General features: G+C 57.7%; 21 protein-coding genes, 1 tRNA gene and 1 pseudogene. 16 read left to right on the forward strand and 7 right to left on the reverse strand.

Translation table 11 applies throughout. The annotated features are described in order from the left end of the window. The 6 genes from ACE3OH_RS09035 to ACE3OH_RS09060 all read left to right on the forward strand — a co-directional run. The coding region (locus ACE3OH_RS09035) for a c-type cytochrome (protein WP_374351063.1) at positions 1–498 on the forward strand (498 nt) is incomplete at its 5' end. Between the two features lie 24 nt (positions 499–522). Further along, entirely contained in the window at positions 523–2,148 is a 1,626-nt protein-coding gene (gene ctaD, locus ACE3OH_RS09040; protein ID WP_374351065.1) for a cytochrome c oxidase subunit I, read from the forward strand. Positions 2,149–2,170: 22 nt separating this feature from the next. Further along, positions 2,171–2,269: a cytochrome oxidase small assembly protein gene (locus ACE3OH_RS09045; RefSeq protein ID WP_374351105.1), complete on the forward strand. Its 99-nt coding sequence runs from the start codon at positions 2,171–2,173 to the stop codon at positions 2,267–2,269. A 14-nt stretch (positions 2,270–2,283) separates the two neighbouring features. Then, positions 2,284–2,814 carry a cytochrome c oxidase assembly protein gene (locus ACE3OH_RS09050; protein WP_374351067.1) on the forward strand — a complete coding sequence of 177 codons (531 nt, stop codon included), beginning with the start codon at positions 2,284–2,286 and terminating at the stop codon, positions 2,812–2,814. A 7-nt stretch (positions 2,815–2,821) separates the two neighbouring features. After that, entirely contained in the window at positions 2,822–3,022 is a 201-nt protein-coding gene (locus ACE3OH_RS09055) for a DUF2970 domain-containing protein (protein WP_374351069.1), read from the forward strand. Between the two features lie 42 nt (positions 3,023–3,064). After that, positions 3,065–3,916: a cytochrome c oxidase subunit 3 gene (locus tag ACE3OH_RS09060; RefSeq protein ID WP_374351071.1), complete on the forward strand. Its 852-nt coding sequence runs from the start codon at positions 3,065–3,067 to the stop codon at positions 3,914–3,916. Between the two features lie 217 nt (positions 3,917–4,133). Here the strand turns inward: ACE3OH_RS09060 and ACE3OH_RS09065 are convergent, their stop codons facing one another. After that, a complete protein-coding gene (locus tag ACE3OH_RS09065) occupies positions 4,134–4,460 on the reverse strand; it encodes a twin transmembrane helix small protein (RefSeq protein ID WP_374351073.1) in 327 nt (108 codons plus the stop codon). Here ACE3OH_RS09065 and ACE3OH_RS09070 point away from each other — a divergent pair. Genes ACE3OH_RS09070 through ACE3OH_RS09095 form a run of 6 tightly spaced genes read left to right on the forward strand, consistent with a single transcriptional unit; the run spans position 4,459 to position 9,022 of the window. After that, positions 4,459–5,097 (forward strand): SURF1 family protein, encoded by a 639-nt coding sequence (locus ACE3OH_RS09070; RefSeq protein ID WP_374351075.1) that lies wholly within the window; start codon positions 4,459–4,461, stop codon positions 5,095–5,097. The genes ACE3OH_RS09065 and ACE3OH_RS09070 overlap by 2 nt on opposite strands. Further along, positions 5,087–5,659, forward strand: a complete 573-nt coding sequence (locus tag ACE3OH_RS09075) for a hypothetical protein (protein WP_374351077.1) — start codon at positions 5,087–5,089, stop codon at positions 5,657–5,659. The genes ACE3OH_RS09070 and ACE3OH_RS09075 overlap by 11 nt, the downstream gene beginning before the upstream one ends. 16 nt (positions 5,660–5,675) lie before the next feature. Then, the gene (locus ACE3OH_RS09080; protein WP_374351079.1) at positions 5,676–6,653 is read left to right on the forward strand and encodes a heme A synthase; all 978 of its coding nucleotides are present in this window, start codon (positions 5,676–5,678) and stop codon (positions 6,651–6,653) included. A gap of 19 nt (positions 6,654–6,672) precedes the next feature. Beyond that, complete coding sequence (gene cyoE, locus ACE3OH_RS09085; protein WP_374351081.1) at positions 6,673–7,584, forward strand: heme o synthase; 912 nt, start codon at positions 6,673–6,675, stop codon at positions 7,582–7,584. A gap of 10 nt (positions 7,585–7,594) precedes the next feature. Further along, on the forward strand, positions 7,595–8,203 hold the full coding sequence (locus ACE3OH_RS09090; RefSeq protein ID WP_374351083.1) for an SCO family protein: 609 nt from the start codon (positions 7,595–7,597) through the stop codon (positions 8,201–8,203). A 39-nt stretch (positions 8,204–8,242) separates the two neighbouring features. Then, positions 8,243–9,022, forward strand: coding sequence for a flagellar brake protein (locus tag ACE3OH_RS09095; RefSeq protein WP_374351085.1), 780 nt, complete (start codon positions 8,243–8,245; stop codon positions 9,020–9,022). On the opposite strand, the gene ACE3OH_RS09100 is transcribed toward ACE3OH_RS09095, so the two are convergent. After that, a complete protein-coding gene (locus ACE3OH_RS09100) occupies positions 9,004–9,837 on the reverse strand; it encodes an NAD-dependent epimerase/dehydratase family protein (protein ID WP_374351087.1) in 834 nt (277 codons plus the stop codon). The two genes, ACE3OH_RS09095 and ACE3OH_RS09100, sit on opposite strands and share 19 nt — an antisense overlap. Positions 9,838–9,918: 81 nt before the next feature. Here ACE3OH_RS09100 and ACE3OH_RS09105 point away from each other — a divergent pair, with 81 nt between their 5' ends. Both ACE3OH_RS09105 and ACE3OH_RS09110 read left to right on the forward strand, forming a co-directional pair. Further along, positions 9,919–10,941 carry a CDP-6-deoxy-delta-3,4-glucoseen reductase gene (locus ACE3OH_RS09105; RefSeq protein ID WP_374351093.1) on the forward strand — a complete coding sequence of 341 codons (1,023 nt, stop codon included), beginning with the start codon at positions 9,919–9,921 and terminating at the stop codon, positions 10,939–10,941. A gap of 25 nt (positions 10,942–10,966) precedes the next feature. Beyond that, a tRNA-Thr gene (locus ACE3OH_RS09110) sits at positions 10,967–11,042 on the forward strand. Between the two features lie 78 nt (positions 11,043–11,120). Here ACE3OH_RS09110 and ACE3OH_RS09115 read toward each other — a convergent pair. From ACE3OH_RS09115 to ACE3OH_RS09130, 4 genes are all read right to left on the reverse strand, one after another. After that, a complete protein-coding gene (locus ACE3OH_RS09115; RefSeq protein WP_374351095.1) occupies positions 11,121–12,242 on the reverse strand; it encodes a tyrosine-type recombinase/integrase in 1,122 nt (373 codons plus the stop codon). Positions 12,243–12,247: 5 nt separating this feature from the next. Next, a complete protein-coding gene (locus ACE3OH_RS09120) occupies positions 12,248–12,490 on the reverse strand; it encodes a DUF4224 domain-containing protein (protein ID WP_374351097.1) in 243 nt (80 codons plus the stop codon). Between the two features lie 257 nt (positions 12,491–12,747). Continuing rightward, positions 12,748–13,890 (reverse strand): AAA family ATPase, encoded by a 1,143-nt coding sequence (locus ACE3OH_RS09125; RefSeq protein WP_374351098.1) that lies wholly within the window; start codon positions 13,888–13,890, stop codon positions 12,748–12,750. A 49-nt stretch (positions 13,891–13,939) separates the two neighbouring features. Further along, entirely contained in the window at positions 13,940–14,614 is a 675-nt protein-coding gene (locus tag ACE3OH_RS09130; RefSeq protein WP_374351099.1) for a hypothetical protein, read from the reverse strand. A gap of 95 nt (positions 14,615–14,709) precedes the next feature. On the opposite strand from ACE3OH_RS09130, the gene ACE3OH_RS09135 reads away from it, so the two are divergent. Both ACE3OH_RS09135 and ACE3OH_RS09140 read left to right on the forward strand, forming a co-directional pair. Further along, the gene (locus ACE3OH_RS09135) at positions 14,710–14,973 is read left to right on the forward strand and encodes a helix-turn-helix domain-containing protein (protein WP_374351101.1); all 264 of its coding nucleotides are present in this window, start codon (positions 14,710–14,712) and stop codon (positions 14,971–14,973) included. 58 nt (positions 14,974–15,031) lie between these two features. Further along, positions 15,032–15,253 (forward strand): hypothetical protein, encoded by a 222-nt coding sequence (locus ACE3OH_RS09140; RefSeq protein ID WP_374351103.1) that lies wholly within the window; start codon positions 15,032–15,034, stop codon positions 15,251–15,253. A 258-nt stretch (positions 15,254–15,511) separates the two neighbouring features. Here the strand turns inward: ACE3OH_RS09140 and ACE3OH_RS09145 are convergent. After that, a pseudogene (locus ACE3OH_RS09145) lies at positions 15,512–15,699 on the reverse strand (transposase domain-containing protein); the annotation flags it as partial. Positions 15,700–17,053: the final 1,354 nt, after the last annotated feature.

Raw genomic sequence — 17,053 nt, forward strand, 5'->3', positions numbered from 1 at the left:
TTTATCCGCGATACCTGGTTCCGTGCCGAAAAGCCCGGCATCTACCGTGGCCAGTGCGCCGAGCTGTGCGGCAAGGATCACGGCTTCATGCCCATCGTGGTACATGTGGTGGCCGATTCCGAGTACAAGCTCTGGGTAGACCAGCAAAAGAAGAAGATGGCAGCCAATCAGGATGATCCGAACAAGGTTTGGACCATGGCTGACATGATGGTGCGTGGCCAGAAGGTGTACGACGCCAATTGCGCCGCTTGCCACAAGGCGGACGGCAAGGGCATGGGCGCCTTCCCGGCGCTGGATGGCTCGAAGATCGCCGGTGACAAGGCGGGCAAGGCCGACCATATCAAGCTGGTACTCAATGGCAAGGCCGCCATGCCGGCCTGGGGCAAGACCCTTTCCGATACCGAGATTGCCGCAGTGATCACCTTTGAGCGCAATAGCTGGGGCAACAAGACCGGCGATCTGGTTCAGCCCGCGGACATCAAGGCTGCGCGCCAGTAACGGCAGGATAGCGAGGACACAATAATGACCACGACCACCCACCAACACGACCATGGGCACGATCATGCCCATGACCATCCGACTGGCTTGATGCGCTGGATTACCGCCACCAACCATAAAGATATCGGCACCCTGTATCTCTGGTTCGCCTTCATCATGTTCCTGTCAGGCGGGGTGATGGCGCTATGCATCCGCCTGGAACTGTTTTCCCCTGGCTTGCAGTTCTTCAAACCTGAATTGTTCAATCAGTTCACCACCCTGCATGGCCTGATCATGGTGTTCGGCGCCATCATGCCGGCCTTTACCGGCCTGGCTAACTGGCAGATTCCGCTGATGATCGGCGCACCCGATATGGCGTTTGCGCGGATGAACAACTGGTCGTTCTGGCTACTGCCACCGGCTGCCATCTTGCTGATGCTGTCCTTTGTCGTGCCTGGCGGTGCGGCTGCTGCTGGCTGGACCCTGTATGCGCCGCTGGCGACGCAGATGGGTGTCGGCATGGATATGACCATCTTTGCCGTTCATATCATGGGTATCTCGTCCATCATGGGCGCGATCAATATCGTCACTACCATCCTGAATATGCGCGCCCCCGGCATGACCCTGATGCGCATGCCGATGTTTTGCTGGACCACCCTGATCACTGCCTATCTGCTGATCGCGGTGATGCCGGTGCTGGCCGGTGCCGTCACCATGGTGCTGACCGACCGCCACTTCGGTACCAGCTTCTTCAATGCCGCCGGCGGTGGCGATCCGGTGCTGTATCAGCACGTGTTCTGGTTCTTCGGTCACCCTGAGGTGTACATCATGGCCCTGCCGGCTTTCGGCGTGGTCAGCCAGGTGATTCCGACCTTTGCCCGTAAGTCCTTGTTCGGCTACCACTCGATGGTGTACGCCACCTCGTCGATTGCCATCCTGTCCTTTATGGTGTGGGCGCACCATATGTACACCACCGGCATGCCGGCGACCGCCCAGATCTTCTTTATGTACGCCACCATGCTGATTGCGGTGCCGACTGGCGTAAAGGTGTTCAACTGGATTGCCACCATGTGGAAGGGGTCGATGACCTTTGAAACGCCCATGCTGTTTGCCATCGGCTTTGTCTGCCTGTTCACCATGGGCGGCTTCTCCGGCGTGGTGTTGTCGGTGGCGGCAGTCGATATCCAGCTGCAGGATTCTTACTACGTGGTGGCCCACTTCCACTATGTGCTGGTGGCGGGTGCCCTGTTCTCGCTGTTCTCGGCGGTGTACTACTGGCTGCCGAAATGGACCGGCTATATGTACAACGAGAAGATGGGCAAATTCCACTTCTGGTGGTCGATGATCTGGTTCAACGTCACCTTCTTCCCGATGCACTTCCTGGGCCTCGCTGGCATGCCACGCCGTATCCCCGACTATGCGACCCAATTCACCGAGTTCAACTCGATCGCATCGATCGGCGCCATGTGTTTCGGGTTTGGTCAGCTAATCCTGTTGTACAACGTGCTGCATACCATCCGTGGTGGCGTTGGCCCTGCACCGCAGCGGCCATGGGAAGGCGCCAATACCCTGGAGTGGGAAGTGCCGTCGCCGGCACCGTTCCACACTTGGGAAGAGCCGCCAGCACGCGAGGTGGTGGATCGCCTGTCCGCCGCACAGCAATTGCACTGAAACCGGATTCAGCGTGGCAGCCATGGGTGACAAGAACCTGAGAACCGCCTTGATTCTGGTCAGCGTGGCTGCTGTCTTCGTAGCGGGCTATATCGCGCGCTTTTACCTGTTCGGTCGATAGTAAGCACTGAAGCAATGGGCTCGGAAAATCGCAAACTGCTTGGCAAGCTGGCATTCATCGCCGTATGCATGTTCGGCTTTGCCTATGCGCTGGTGCCGTTCTACCAGCAAATATGCAGTGCTACCGGCATGCGCAATCTGCTCAAGCCTGATGTGGCGGCCAATACCCAGGTCGATGCCAAGCGCGAGGTGACAATCGAATTCGACGCCAATCTGCGCAATGATCTGCCATGGCGCTTCAAGCCGGAGCGCACGCGCATGGTGGTGCATCCGGGGCAGCTGGTGCAGGTGGTCTACGATATTGAAAACGTCGCCAAACGTGCCGTGGTGGGGCAGGCAATACCCAGCTACAGCCCGGCAGTGGCGGCGAGTCACTTCAAGAAGCTCGATTGCTTTTGCTTCACCCAGCAGCGTTTTGCCGCTGGAGAATCACGCAAGATGCCGGTGGTGTTCATGGTTGACCCGGCTTTGCCGGTGGATGTGAATACCATCACCCTGTCGTACAGTTTTTTCGAGGTGGAAGGCGCCGCCAAAACGGCGTCTTGAGGAAAGCATGGCCGAGGAAAAAACATCATTGAATCCACTGCGCGCTGTCGGTGCCGTTTTGTCGGCCTTCGGCGGAATACGGCGCGGCAAGGATTCGCGCGATGATCTGGCCAAGCTCAAGCCAATACAGATCATCCTGGCGGCATTGCTGTGTGCCGCATTGTTCATAGGCGGACTGCTCACCCTGGTCCGCAGCATTACCAGTTAACAGCGCCATTCGCCGCACGATCACAATAAGGGAGCAGACACCGTGGCAACGCATCAACCCGATTATTTTGTGCCCCAGCCTTCCAAATGGCCGCTGGTCGGCGCATTTGCACTGTTCTTCATCGGCCTTGGCGCCGCTTTCAGCGTCAATGCCATGCCGTCGGGCGTCTACTCGATGGGCCTGGGCTTTGCCATCCTCCTTTACATGCTGTTTGGCTGGTTCGGCGATGTGATTCGCGAGTCCGAAAGCGGTGTGTATTCCAAGCGCGTCGATATGTCGTTCCGCTGGGGTATGGGCTGGTTCATTTTTTCGGAAGTGATGTTTTTCGCCGCCTTTTTCGGCGCGCTGTTCTACATTCGCACCATTTCGGTGCCGGAACTGGGCGACCTGGCCCACAAGATGCTGTGGCCCGATTTCACCGCAATGTGGCCGAAGTCGGTCGCGCCCAATGGCACCGCCCCTTACGAGTCGATGGAAGCCTGGGGCTTGCCGGCCTGGAACACGGCCATCCTGTTGACCTCCGGCGTAACGCTGACCATTGCCCACCATGGCCTGCTGCATAACAAGCGCGGCCAGCTCAAGCTGTTCCTGCTGGCGACCGTGCTGCTGGGCGCCTTGTTCCTGGGGCTGCAGGTCCAGGAATACAGCCACGCCTGGGGCCATATGGGCCTGACGCTGGCATCCGGCGTGTACGGCTCGACCTTTTACATGATGACCGGCTTTCACGGCATGCATGTGTTTATCGGCGCCCTGATGCTGACCGTGATGCTGCTGCGCTCCAGCAAGGGCCACTTCAAGCCCGAGCACCACTTTGCGTTTGAAGCAGCGGCCTGGTACTGGCACTTCGTCGATGTGGTGTGGCTGATTCTGTTCGTATTCGTTTACTGGCTGTAACAGCAAGCCAACACAAACGGTGCAGGCTTGTGCCTGCACCGTTTGGTTTTGTTAGGGGAGCTCTGAAGGAATCCAATTTCGCGTAATGCGCGGTTCCCCCGCGGCGGAAGGGAGGACTGGATCCACAAGGAACCAATTGCTTACCCACTTTCGGCCAGGTCCCGGGTTTCCCGGGGCCTGCTACTCCAGTTGAAAACTTGATTCGTCCAGCGCTTTCTCAGTGCCAATTGTTGACTGCATGCGGCTGGATCCAGCCAAGGCGGTAGGCAAGCAATAGCAAGATAAACAGGGCAACTGACAGTCCAACCCGGATGGCCAGCGCCTTCACTGTCCGGTCCGCCGGGCCTTTTTGGCGGATCAGCGATAGCAGGGCGCTGCCAAGCGCGGCCAGGATGCCAAAAATAAGCAGAACCACGATGTACTTCATGTCGACACGCCGCAAAGTAAAACCGCGAGTGTAGACTCCACCCCAGTTCCACGCCAATTGCAGCATGCCGCTTCGTCGCCCCTCCCTGTTGATCCTGATCGTTACCGTGTTGTTCATGGCGCTCACCATCCGCCTTGGGCTGTGGCAGCTTGAGCGCGGTCGCGCCAAGACGCAGCAGGCGCAATTGCAGCAGCAGTTCGATGCGGCGCCGCTGACACCATGGCAGGGCGAAGTCGGGGAGTCGGTGTGGCAGCGGCGCTTTCTGGTGTCGGGCAGCTGGTATCCGCAGGGGCAGATACTGCTGGACAACCGCGTGCATCACGCCATTGCCGGCTATTACGTGCTGACGCCGCTGCTGATGGACGATGGCCGCCTGCTGCCGGTGGTAAGAGGCTGGGTGGCGCGCGGCAGCAAGGGATTGCCCGCAATCGCGCCGGTATCCGGCCGGGTTAGCCTGAATGTGCGGATGCTGTCGCCCGAGCAGCGCTTTATCGAATTGGCCAAGCAAACCACCGATGGCACCGTGTGGCAGAACTATCAGCAACAGCGCTATTCAGCTTGGCTGGGTAGGCCCGTGGTGGCGGCGCTGGCCTACCAGCTCGAGGGCAAGGATGAGCTGGCACGCGACTGGCCGCGCCCCGATTTCGGTGCCGACCGTCACTATGGCTATGCCGGCCAGTGGTTTTTGTTTGCTGGCCTGGCGCTGGTGCTGTTCCTGTATTTCCACTGGAAGACTAAGTCAAATGCAAGTTGAAGCTCTGCCCGCTCGCCCGTCCAATCGCATGACCATTGCCTTGCTGATCGGTCTGACCATTGCACCGGTGTTGCTGTCCACCCTGGTGTATTTCTACTGGAAGCCCACGGGCGGCAAGAGTTTTGGCGAGTTGCTGCCAACCCGGCCGGTGCCGCAACTGGTCATGCACACGCTCGCCGGCCAGGCCGCCAGCCTGAATGAGTTCAAGGGTAAGTGGCTATTGCTGATGGCGGACAAGGCGCAGTGTGATGCTGCGTGCCAGAACCGCCTGTTTGCCATGCGCCAGTTCCGCCTGGCGCAAGGCCTGGAGATGGAACGCGTCAAGCGCCTGTGGCTGGTGGTGGGGGATGGGATGCCAAGCGAGGCGGCACGCATCGCCGCCGATGGCGCGGAAATCCGTCGTGTCGCCCAGCTGCCACCCCTTCCCGGCGATGTCGGTAACGGTATCTACCTGATCGATCCGCTGGGCAATCAGGTGGTCCGCTATCCGCAAGATGCAACGCCGGCCAAGGTGATCAAGGAAATCGGCCGCTTTCTGAAGAACAATCAGTCGCTGGGCTGAGCCGGGAATGGATGCGATGTATAAAAAGCTCGCCTTATTTGCTGTAGCGTGGACCTTTGCACTGATCGTATTGGGTGCCTATGTGCGGCTTTCCGACGCCGGCCTTGGTTGCCCCGACTGGCCCGGCTGTTATGGCAAGGCAACGCCAGTGCATGCGATGGAAGATATCCTGGCGGCCCATGCACAAGCGCCCACCGGGCCGGTTAGCCTGGCAAAAGCCTGGAAAGAGATGGTGCACCGCTATGCCGCTACCCTGCTTGGCGTAATGGCGATTGTGCTGGCAGTGATGGCAGTGAGGCAGCGCGAGTCCTTGCGCCGCCCGCCCTGGCTGGCAATCGGTATCGTGCTGATGATCTGCTGGCAAGGTGCCTTTGGTGCGTGGACAGTGACCTTGAAGCTGCGTCCGGCCATTGTCACCGGCCATCTGGCCTTCGGTCTCGCCACGCTGGGCTTGTTGGTGTGGCATGCCATGCGCCAGCGCGAATGGCCGGTACTGCAGCGCTTTCCTGCCAGTCTTCGGCCTCTGGCCATGGTGGGGCTCTTGATTTTGGCCATGCAGATTCTGCTTGGTGGCTGGGTTAGCACCAATTATGCGGCGTTGGCCTGCATCGATTTCCCCAGCTGCGGTGGCGCATTGGTGCCGGAGCATATGCGTTTCACCGAGGCGTTTTCGCTGGCGCGTGAGCTTGGCCAGACCAGCGACGGCCAGATGCTGACCATGGCCGACATTACTGCTATTCAATGGCTGCATCGTCTTGGTGCGCTCATTACTTTTTGCTATGTCAGCCTGCTCGCCTTCAGCTTGTATCGTCGCGGCGTTTTGCGTAGCCTCGCCTTGGCAATTGCCGCCGCATTGTTGCTGCAAGTGACATTGGGCATTGCCAATGTGTTGTTTCAACTGCCTCTGGTGCTTGCCGTAATGCACAATGCTGGCGCTGCCTTGCTGCTGTGCCTGATGATTGCACTGAATTATCGCCTGGCACTCAGCCGCTGATTCCGGCCCTCGAGAGAACATGATGACGACCACCAGTTTGCCCGGCGCCAATAGTGTGACCGCCCGTTTCCGTGAGTTCCTTGCCTTGGCCAAACCCCGGGTGGTGTTGCTGATCGTGTTTTGCGCGGTGATCGGCATGTTCCTGGCGTCGCCGGGCTTGCCAAGGCTTGATACGGTGCTCGCCGCTACGGTCGGCATAGCCTTTGTCGCGGGCGCCGCCGCTGCCATCAATTGCCTGGTGGAGCAGCGTATCGACGCGCTGATGGCTCGCACCCGTGCCCGCCCGTTGCCGCGTGGCCAGGTCAGCAGCGCCCAGACGCTTGCTTTTGCCGTATTCGTTGGCGGCGTCGGCCTGTGGCTGCTGCTTGCCTGGGTGAATGCGCTGACCATGTGGCTGACGCTGGCTACCTTTGTCGGCTATGCAGTGATCTATACCGCCATCCTCAAACCCAACACCCCGCAAAACATCGTGATCGGTGGCGCATCCGGCGCCATGCCGCCCATTCTTGGTTGGGCGGCTGTCACCGGTACCGTCAGTCACGATGCGATGATCCTGTTCCTGATCATCTTCGCCTGGACGCCGCCGCATTTCTGGGCTTTGGCGCTTTACCGGCGCGATGACTATGCACGTGCCGGCTTGCCGATGCTGCCGATTACTCATGGCGAGGCATTTACCCGCCTGCATGTATTGCTGTACACGGTGATCCTGACAGCCGTCACTCTGTTGCCCGTGGCGACCCGTATGTCCGGCCTGATTTACCTGGCCAGTGCCTTGCTGCTCGATGCGGTGTTCCTGGTCTATGCATGGCGCATCTGGCGCCGATATTCCGACGCGCTGGCTCGCGCAACCTTCCGCTACTCGATCTTGTACCTTTCCTTGTTGTTCGCAGCTTTGCTGGTCGATCACTATCTTTTGTTCCCGGTGGCCTAAGGCGATGGTGATGCCAAGTCAACGCAGCTGGACTTTCATTCTGTACCGCTGGCTGGCGGTCTCGCTATTGCTGGCGCTTGCCGCTTGCGGGCCGGCCGGGCCGCAATTCATGGCCACCGATATCACCGGTGCCGATATCGGTGGCAGCTTCCAGCTGACCGACCATACCGGCAAGCCGCGTACACTGGCGGATTTTCGCGGCAAGGTGGTCGTGGTGTTTTTTGGCTACACCCATTGTCCGGATGCGTGCCCGACCACCATGAGCGAGTTGGCCGGGGCGATGAAGCAGCTGGGTGACCGTGCCAAAGAGGTTCAGGTCTTGTTTGTCACGGTCGATCCGGAGCGCGATAGCCAGCAATTGCTGGCCCAATACGTGCCGGCGTTTCATCCCAGCTTTATCGGACTGACCGGCAGTGACAAGCAGATACGCGCCGTGGCCGATAGCTTCAAGGTGGTGTTCCAGCGTGCATCGGGGCAGGCAGACGAAAAAAATTACTCCGTCGACCACAGCACTGGCAGCTATATTTTCGACAAGACCGGTAAAATACGCGTTTTCGTAAACTACGGTTCCGGCGGAACGGTATTTGCCCATGACCTTGGCGTGCTGCTTGCAGCATAAGCCCGCCAGTTAAGCCGAGCGACCAGAACTACAGACACCGTGGCGGAACAAGAAAACCCCAAGCACGAGGCCCAGACGCCTGTTCCCCTGATTTCCGAAGGGGTGGATGTCAGCAATTATTTGCTGCACACGCCGATGGAGATCGCCTATGTATTGCGCTCGCTCGAGCAAAAGGGCGATCTGGTGTCCGTGTATTACGACCATGGCGAAAACTCTTTTCTCTCAGCCATTTTGTCGGTTGATCCGAAGTCGCAACGTTTCTGGTTCGATATCAGCGGGGTAGAGGCGATCAATCGCAGTTTCCTGCGTAGTGATCATATGGTGTTTGCCGCGGCGCCCGAAGGCGTGAAGATCCAGTTTGTGCTGGACAGCACGGTGTCCCTGGTCGAATACGATGACAAGCCGGCGTTTGAAGCCGGTTTCCCCAATGATGTGATCAAGCTGCAGCGGCGCGAGTATTTCCGTCTGGAAACGCCGATCGGCCGTCCCTTGCAGTGTCGGCTGCCGCAACCCAATGGCAGCATGCTGGTGTTGCCACTGCATGATATTTCCATCGGTGGCATGGGCTTGTGGATCAGCGGCCAGGTAGAGGTGCAGCAAATGGATGTGTTCCATGGCTGCCGCATCGACCTGGGCACCTTTGGCCATATCGAAGTGACGCTGGAAATTCGCAGCAAGCGCCAGGTCACCAAGCGTGACGGCACGGTGCAGGTAATGCTCGGCACCCGTTTTGTCGACTTGCCGCGCAATACCGAGAACACCCTGCAGCGCTATATCGCCCAGCTCGAGCGCGAACGGCATCAGCTATTGCGTAACTGATCCAGCAAGGTATCGGGTGTCGGATAACGCAGCCGCAGCCGTAGTTCTTGATGCAGGCGCTTGTTCGCGATACGGCGCGATTCGCGCATGAATGACCACAAGGCCGGCGACACTTGTGAAACCAGCTGCTCGCGCGGCAATCGTGGCGGGCGCGGTAGCGAAAAAGCATCAGCCACCCGGTCAAACCAATCCCCCATTTTCCAGTCGCTATCGTCGCAAACGTTGTAGGCACGCTGCGGCTTGCCGCGGAACAGGGCCAGGCAGCAGGCATGAGCCAGATCATCGGCATGGATATGGTTGCTGTAGCTGTCGTGTTCCGGCAGCAGTGCCGGCGTGCCCGCCTGTACCCTGGCCAGCGGCAGGCGTTCGGCGGCGTAGATACCCGGCGCGCGCAGAATGCTGGCGTGGCCGTGCTGCAAGCCAAAGCTGCGCAGCTGCCGTTCTGCATGGACCCGGCGCAGGGCGCGCTCGGACTGCGCAGCCAGCGGGCGGGTCTCGTCGATGTGCGCCCCCTGGCAATCGCCGTATACGCCGGTGGTGCTGATATACACCGCCTTGCATGGTAAAATCGCGCCCCGTTTCAGGCTGGCCAGCAGGCGCCGCATGCGCGGATCGCCCGCGCCGCTAGCCGGTGGTGGTGCGCTGATCAGCAAATAGTCGGCCAAGCCGGCGAGGCGGCGTAGCGTTGCGGGTTGGTCGAGATCGGCCAGGATGGGTATCACGCCCAGATCGCGCAATTGCGCAGCTCGTTCCAATGTTCGTGCCAGTGCCACAATCCGGAACCGACGGGCCAGCCAGGGCAGGGCGCGTTGCATGACGTCGCCGCAGCCTACAATCAATAGTCTTTTTTTGCGCATGGCCCGATTCTAAGCCAGCCACCCAGCAGGGAAACAGCAATGCCTCAACTCACCATCGAGCCTAGCGGCCAGCAACTCAATATCGAAGCTGGCGATACGGTACTGGACGCCGCCATGCGCGCTGGTTTCAATATGCCCTATGGCTGCCGCAACGGGGCCTGTGGCGCCTGCAAGGGTCGCGTCCTTGCCGGGGAAGTCAGGCATCGTGATCATTCCACCTCGGCACTCAATACCACCGAGCTGGCACAGGGCCTCGCCCTGTTCTGCTGTGCCGAGCCAGTTGGCGATGTAACGGTGGAGTGTCGCGAGATACAGGCAACCAAGGATATCCAGATCCGCACCCTGCCATGCCGGGTAGAGAAGATCGACCGGGTGTCGCACGATGTAGCGGTGCTCTCGCTCAAGCTGCCCACCAATGAGCGCCTGCAGTTCCTCGCCGGGCAGTACATCGATATCCACACCAAGGATGGCAAGAAGCGCAGCTTCTCGCTGGCCAACCCGCCGCATAACGATGATTTCCTGCAGCTGCATGTGCGCCTGGTGCCCGGCGGCGAGTTTTCCGAATACGTTCACAATTCGATGCGCGAGCGCGAAATCCTGCGTTTTACCGGGCCCCTGGGTTCCTTCTTTTTGCGTGAAGACTCCGACAAGCCGATCATCTTTCTGGCCAGCGGCACCGGTTTTGCGCCGATCAAGAGCATCGTCGAGCATGCGCTGAAAAAGGGTATCGACAGGGAGATGGTCCTGTACTGGGGCGCACGTACCCTGGCTGACTTGTATATGCCTGAGCTGCCCAGCCAGTGGCAGGCGGAGCACCCGAACTTTACCTTTATTCCGGTACTGTCCGAGCCGGCTGACACCGACGCCTGGACTGGCCGCACCGGTTTCGTCTACGAAGCCGTGCTACACGATTTCGCCAGCCTTGGCGGCTACCAGGTGTATGCCTGCGGCGCCCCGGTAATGGTGGAAGCCGCCCATGGCAGCTTCACCGGCCGTGGCCTGCCCAGCGAGGAATTCTTCTCCGATGCATTCTTCTTGGCGAAAGATGTAGGCAAAAGCTGATTCCTATGTATAATGCGCGCCCTGAGCCGACTTAGCTCAGTTGGTAGAGCAGCTGCCTTGTAATCAGCAGGTCATCCGTTCGATTCGGATAGTCGGCACCAAATAATCAAAGGGTTACGCGAAAGCGTAACCCTTTGTGCTTTCAAGATTGCGGAACGTTCCGCAAACCTCTGCGCAAACTACTTCGTTGGTTTGGCCAAATCTCCCTTGCGGTTCCTCACATAATGCTCAGTCATTGTGATTGATCCGTGACCGAGTTGCTTCTGTGCCTCGCGAATGTCGCCACTGCTTTCCGTTTTGTCAGTCCCGGCTTTGGCGCGTAGATCCCGAAATTGAAATGCCCGTATGGCAACGGCCAGATCTGGGTGGTTGTCTGCAGCGATAACCCTGGCTCGATCGAAGCGAGAGCGGAGCGCATCTTTGCCCAAGCATTGTGCTTTTTCGTTTACAACCAGCTGCAGTGTTCGAGCCGATAGCAAGTGCTTACGGTGTCGAATACGGCCTATCACCGCTTCAAGTTCACCAATCACCGAGATCCTTAACTTTGTACCAGTCTTGGCTTGTTGTATGTGTAAGGCGCCGTCCCGGAGGTCAGATTCCGACATGGACAATGTATCACCGGGGCGTTGTCCGGTAAGGTAGGCAAGGTCCATGGCATCGCGCAATGGCTGATCAGCAGCGTTATAGACGGCTATGTAGATCTGGTCCTCAACATAGATGTCCCTGCCGCGCTCTCGGTGCTTCTTCACTCCGAGGCAAGGGTTCGCTTTGTCGGTGTATCCCCAATCGCGTGCCTGATTCCAGATTGCCGAAAAAAGGGCAATCTCGCGATTGGCTATGACTTTGCCAATGTCGGTTGGTACAGGAGCGACTTCGATGTTCTTTTCGCGGCGTTTTGCATTTCGTAGTTCTGCTTCTTTGCGCGCCTCTCGTACCCTCCAATCGAGGTATTGCCGTATATGGATTGGGGCAATTTGCTCAAGTGGTGCGTCTGCAAAAAACGCTCGAAGTCTTGGTAAATACAGATTGTTGTTTCGTTGTGTGCTTCTCGCTTTCTGCACGGTGACTTCTCGGTTATATCGTTCGGCAGCATAGTCGAACGTGGCCACTGCTACACTTTGCACTTGGTCTGCCAACTCCAACTCGGCCCACTTTTTGATTGCAATGGCGAAATCCAAGCCAAGAGGCGTTTCCTTGCGTGGCCGACCACCGTGATCGTAATAAAACCATGTTTTTTTACCGCGCACCCTAGCGCGCATGCGTTTTGGTAGATGCGGGTATTTGCTTCGTTTGCGACCCATATCGATTACACCGTTGGCTTGTCAAGCACGCGGGGTTTCCATCCAGCGGTAGGAATGCTGTCAGAAATTCGACCTTCGATTGCGGCTATTGTGACGATGGGTTCGCCACGCGCATTCACCACGAATCGAATTCCATTGCAAATTAGCCATTCGATTTGACGCTGCTCCCGCGTAAGACCATTTTTGCCTGTGCGAATTCCAGTCAAGGTCTCGCGTTCATCCGGGGTCAGAAATATGCGTTCCGTCATGTTATTCAGCCCATTTAGTAATTGCAGTCTTCGTTGGTGATTCGTGCGACGTGTCGTACGGCCATATCACCTTGAAAACAACGTATCGGGTACTGGTCAAAACCGCCATGGGCTCAGCGAGTTTTTTAATCATGGCAATGACCTCATCTTGACCAACTAGCCGCCGAGGCGGTTTTCGAACTGCATAGGGAGGTGACCCAACTGAACAACTATTTGAAACGATTTAATGCGATTGAGCCAAAACAGGTCGTTCCCGACTAGACAAAGCCTGGTCGCCGATGCTTGCTCGCCAGTGGTAGCTCCAAACTGTGAATAACGGACTGCTTGTTCAGCAAGGCTCTCCCCAGGGCTATGCGTAACGCACGTGAAATTTGCCGTGGTGAGGTGCCACTGGCAACGATTTCCGCGATGGTCGATTCTGGCAAGTGAATCCCTGTGTCCAAGCTGCATCGATCTAACAACTCCAGCCAGATCCTCGACACCATGCCTTCCATCTCGCTGATAGTCGGTAGTGCGATATCGAACACCTCCATTCGATTCAATAATGGGCTGGCGATCAGATCTCTGTTGTTTGAGGTGGCAATCAGGATCAGCTTGGAAGCATCAAACACCATATTGCAGCCATCATCACGCAAGCGTTTTGCCTGCTGGGGGTCCAAAAGGTCTAGCAGGCAGGCCGACACACGATCTGAGCGGTAGTCACTCATCTTGTCGATTTCGTCGAGGAGCACCACCGGATTCGCTTCGGCATGGTCAGCCAGTATCTCGATCAAACGACCAGGTGCGGCGTTCGACCAATGCATGGCCGTTCCGGTAATCTCGAATCCACCCTGAATACTGCCTAATGAAATCTTCAAAAACGGGACATTCATGGCCTTGGCTAACGCCTCGGCAAACATGGTCTTTCCTACTCCCGGCGGACCGTCCAGCAGCTTTGGGGTAAAGGTAATGAATTCAGGCAATGCGTGTTTGGCAAAGGCGAACTCCGCCGTCAGTTGGTCGATTACTCGTGCGAAATTCGGATAGTGTTCGCCCACGGTTACCAAGGTATCTTCATTCGGGACTCGGACGGTGCGAATGCCCTGTCTGGTGGCCATGGCATCGAACAGGCTGCTTACGCGGTCTTGGTATTCCTTTTCTCGACGTGCTACCCCGCGTTTAGCGACGCCGATGTCACGGAGCTGAAAGATTGGTGCCGAGGGTAGTTCAGCAGGGTCACTATCTGTACAGGTGTCGCCCGATGAAGGGTTGGAATGCACATCGGGTAACTCAACGCACTGGCCGCCGTTTTTCTTTGCCGAAGAATGGACATCATCGCGCTTGCCGGTTGGTGCACGATCGACCGAAGTCTCCTTGGCTTGAATAGACAAGGCGTCGGCCATCGTGATGGGCAGCCACATCGACCAACTGGGCTTCAACAGAACTCGGCGGAAGTTAGGGAACCCATCGCTATGCATGATGGCCCCCACTTTTTAGTGCTTGCGCTCGCAGAAGCCAGCGCTTGCGCATGGCGTGCAGGGAGCCGCTTGTATCCTTGCTACCGAGCTGCGTGCTCAGCTGGAGCTTGCGGTGTAGCCGGATATAAGCACGGGCCTCGCCAACTTTTCGGGCCAAATAAGGCAACAGTCGCTCCAATGTCTTTACCGCATGGCTTCCGCTGCAAAGCAACGTCCATGCTTGCGGGCTACGGCCGGACGTTTCGGAGAGAGGCTTAGCACGACTAGCAATGCCGGTCAGTGCCTGTTGAATCTGGCGGAGTTCATTGGGGCCGATCTGGCCGAATTCGAGCTGAATACATACTTCATCATGGTGGATATCCGAATGGCTGCAATGCACAGTCGAGATCGTGCCGATGCCATCAAAAAGCCCCGCTACCCAGGCAAGCTGTAGTTGCTTGGCATGGCTGTCATTGCCCTTACGCGGGAATGCGCGGTACTTGAGCCCCTTTGGGGGAAGTAGGGCACGAAGGACTTCTTCTGTTGTTGCATTAGCTAAGTCGTGGAATACGTGTTTCGGCTGTGGCACTGCTAAGCCACGGCGCGGCGTGCCAGATTGGCGCGGGCTGGGTGTGTAAGACTTGCCTGCATCGGTTTGCTGGGATTGCGGGAGAGGATTGCGTGCCATGATCATGTCCTTTGCGTAGAATCGTTGAATTCAGCAGGGCCAAATAACATCTCGGCGTTCATAATGTCACTCTAAGTGACATTTTAGGCTGGGAATTGTCGGCGTCAATTGATTTTTCACATTCAGAACAACATTTCTGCGCTCAGAATATGATCAAGTGCCACCTTTCACGCCTGATGGGCGAGCGCAAACTGCGCATCGCGGATGTTGCCCGCCTGACGGGCCTGCACCGCAACACCATTACCTTGCTTTATGAAGAGACGGCTGTTCGAGTGGACCTGGATGCCATCGAAAAGCTGTGTGATTTGTTTCAATGTGAGGTGGGGGAGCTATTCGAGCGGGTGCCGTCCGGCAATTGAGTAAACCAGCTCGATTGCCGCATGGTTCTACCCTGCTGCAGCGATACAGCAGGGTCCGATGACGACTAAAGCCACGCATCAATGCCACCGCCCTCGCGCGTGCATTTGCGACAAAGGCTACGACACCGAAGGTTTCGTCAAGGCGCTGACGCGCCGCTGCATCAAGGCGAACATTGCACGCAAGGCGATCGGCAGCGCCGTTGATGGCCGCGCGGCGCGTGGCAGGGGTTACGCCATGAGTTTGCGGCGCCGCAGGCTGATCGAAGACGCGTTTGACTAGATCAAGACAGTGGGGAGCCTGCGCAAGACGCTGCACAAGGGGCTGGAGAAACTCCCCGGCCAGGCACTGTTCACAATCGCGGCCTAGAACCTGACGCGCCTATTGAATCTGCTGTGGCCAGCGACGGCATAGGGATCAGTCCGTCTGCCAACTGGCCAAAGGCAGATGGAGTGAGCGAAGAGCTCAGAAATACTGGCTTTGGCGTGCCTTCCGCGCCGAAAAAGGTAAGCGCCCGGTGATCCCATCGTGTCAGCTTGTTCAAGCGCAGACGTGTGGCAGCCAGCGATGCGGCAGCAGTTCGCCAATCTTGGTATAGGGCTGAGTCTGTAGCCTCTCGAGCACATCCTTCGGCAACGCAAAGGGCTCGTGGCAGTTCAGGCGCGCCGACTGGCGCGCAAGCTGCCGGCAAATAGCCAGTTCTTGCGCCCAAGTGCAATCGGTCGAATCTAGATAGGCATGGCGTGGCTGGGTCGTGCCGAAGACCTGAACGACGCGGGCCAGAATGCTCTCCATGCCAGCACGCATGTCCAGGGCGTCGACGGATAGCCACAGCGTATCGACCCGGATCATCGCAGCCCGTCGCGCAGCCACTGGGCGCAGCTTGATGCGGACGCCACCGGCCATGCCACCGACAACTCGGCCTCCCGGTAGCGGATCTCCAAGCGAATGTCGCCGGACGGCTGAGGCTGGGAGCGTGTCGCGCAGACAACCGGAATGAAGCCCGGCGAGGGGGCCGGCGCTGCGACTGCGTTCTGCTGTTGCATTTGGCGGTGCTAGCGCTGAACCAGATTGGCGTTCAGCCCGTAATACCGGTATACCGCGCCAACGGATCGCTTCCTGCTTGAATTCGATGGCGTGGCTTCGTCGGAGAATTTTATCCATTCGAATTTCTGTAGCCCACTTTAGGACTAATGTGGGTATCCAATACCCGCGTCCACGATCGCGTTTTCGGTATTGTTTTCACGATCTTCAATTTCTCTGCTCTCGCGCGATTCTCGCGCCTACTTTGCCTTGGTGATCGCTTCTTGTGTCAGACATCGATATGCTTTTTGCATGAATTGCGGCGAGCCGCTACGTGTGCTCTCCGTCAATTGTTGAGCACAAATTCTGTGGATAACTTGTTGTAACGGTCACCTTACAGAGATAAACGCTCTCCCGGTCTAAAGTGCCCGTTTTTCGCAAAATTGCTGGGCCACCTAGTTGGCACACTTCAGTCATATCATGCCCGCGATCGCCGCCATCTTTGGTGATGAAATTTCTGCGTTAGGCCTTACGTTTGAAAATATTTTGAAAATTTTTAGGTATCTCAAACGCGATTCCGTAATATGCGAACTTTTGCCGCTCATTGAAAGTCTGGTAAGAAACTCTTTGAACTCCCATTGGGCCGCTCAAATTTTGTAAAACCCAGCGGATTTGCTTGGAAAACAAGCAAATCCCGCCTGATTTCTGAGCGACTCAGCTCAGTTTTGCTCGCTTTTCACACTTAGTAACCAGCGCCAAGATTTTTTCACCAGCCTGTTCACCCGATATTTAACGCTGTGCCTCCACCGAACCCTGCGTTGTTCAAATGTCTCCAACTTCTTGGGAGCGATGCCCCTCTGGGCCACCAACTGGCCCAGAGGTGGCCCAGAGGTGGCCCAGAGGTGGCCCAGAGGTGGCCCAGAGGTGGCCCAGAGGTGGCCCAGAGGTGGCCCAGAGGTGGCCCAGAGGTGGCCCAGAGGTGGCCCAGAGGTGGCCCAGAGGTGACCCAGAGGTGACCCAGAGGTGACCCGCAGGTGACCCCTATTTGCACAATCGGGC

Origin of the sequence: Chitinimonas sp. (genome assembly GCF_041904975.1) — a bacterium.
In the GTDB taxonomy this organism is placed as follows: Bacteria; Pseudomonadota; Gammaproteobacteria; order Burkholderiales; family Chitinimonadaceae; genus Chitinimonas.

Coding starts and splice junctions, on each gene's coding strand:
- ACE3OH_RS09050 (WP_374351067.1), top strand. CDS start 2,284: ATGGGCTCGGAAAATCGCAAACTGCTTGGCAAGCTGGCATTCATCGCC.
- ACE3OH_RS09120 (WP_374351097.1), bottom strand. CDS start 12,490: ATGACGGAACGCATATTTCTGACCCCGGATGAACGCGAGACCTTGACT.
- ACE3OH_RS09045 (WP_374351105.1), top strand. CDS start 2,171: ATGGGTGACAAGAACCTGAGAACCGCCTTGATTCTGGTCAGCGTGGCT.
- ACE3OH_RS09065 (WP_374351073.1), bottom strand. CDS start 4,460: ATGAACAACACGGTAACGATCAGGATCAACAGGGAGGGGCGACGAAGC.
- ACE3OH_RS09090 (WP_374351083.1), top strand. CDS start 7,595: ATGCCAAGTCAACGCAGCTGGACTTTCATTCTGTACCGCTGGCTGGCG.
- ACE3OH_RS09055 (WP_374351069.1), top strand. CDS start 2,822: ATGGCCGAGGAAAAAACATCATTGAATCCACTGCGCGCTGTCGGTGCC.
- ACE3OH_RS09100 (WP_374351087.1), bottom strand. CDS start 9,837: ATGCAACGCGCCCTGCCCTGGCTGGCCCGTCGGTTCCGGATTGTGGCA.
- ACE3OH_RS09130 (WP_374351099.1), bottom strand. CDS start 14,614: ATGGCACGCAATCCTCTCCCGCAATCCCAGCAAACCGATGCAGGCAAG.
- ctaD (WP_374351065.1), top strand. CDS start 523: ATGACCACGACCACCCACCAACACGACCATGGGCACGATCATGCCCAT.
- ACE3OH_RS09125 (WP_374351098.1), bottom strand. CDS start 13,890: ATGTGGCTGCCCATCACGATGGCCGACGCCTTGTCTATTCAAGCCAAG.
- ACE3OH_RS09070 (WP_374351075.1), top strand. CDS start 4,459: ATGGCGCTCACCATCCGCCTTGGGCTGTGGCAGCTTGAGCGCGGTCGC.
- ACE3OH_RS09105 (WP_374351093.1), top strand. CDS start 9,919: ATGCCTCAACTCACCATCGAGCCTAGCGGCCAGCAACTCAATATCGAA.
- cyoE (WP_374351081.1), top strand. CDS start 6,673: ATGATGACGACCACCAGTTTGCCCGGCGCCAATAGTGTGACCGCCCGT.
- ACE3OH_RS09140 (WP_374351103.1), top strand. CDS start 15,032: ATGACGACTAAAGCCACGCATCAATGCCACCGCCCTCGCGCGTGCATT.
- ACE3OH_RS09075 (WP_374351077.1), top strand. CDS start 5,087: ATGCAAGTTGAAGCTCTGCCCGCTCGCCCGTCCAATCGCATGACCATT.
- ACE3OH_RS09115 (WP_374351095.1), bottom strand. CDS start 12,242: ATGGGTCGCAAACGAAGCAAATACCCGCATCTACCAAAACGCATGCGC.
- ACE3OH_RS09080 (WP_374351079.1), top strand. CDS start 5,676: ATGTATAAAAAGCTCGCCTTATTTGCTGTAGCGTGGACCTTTGCACTG.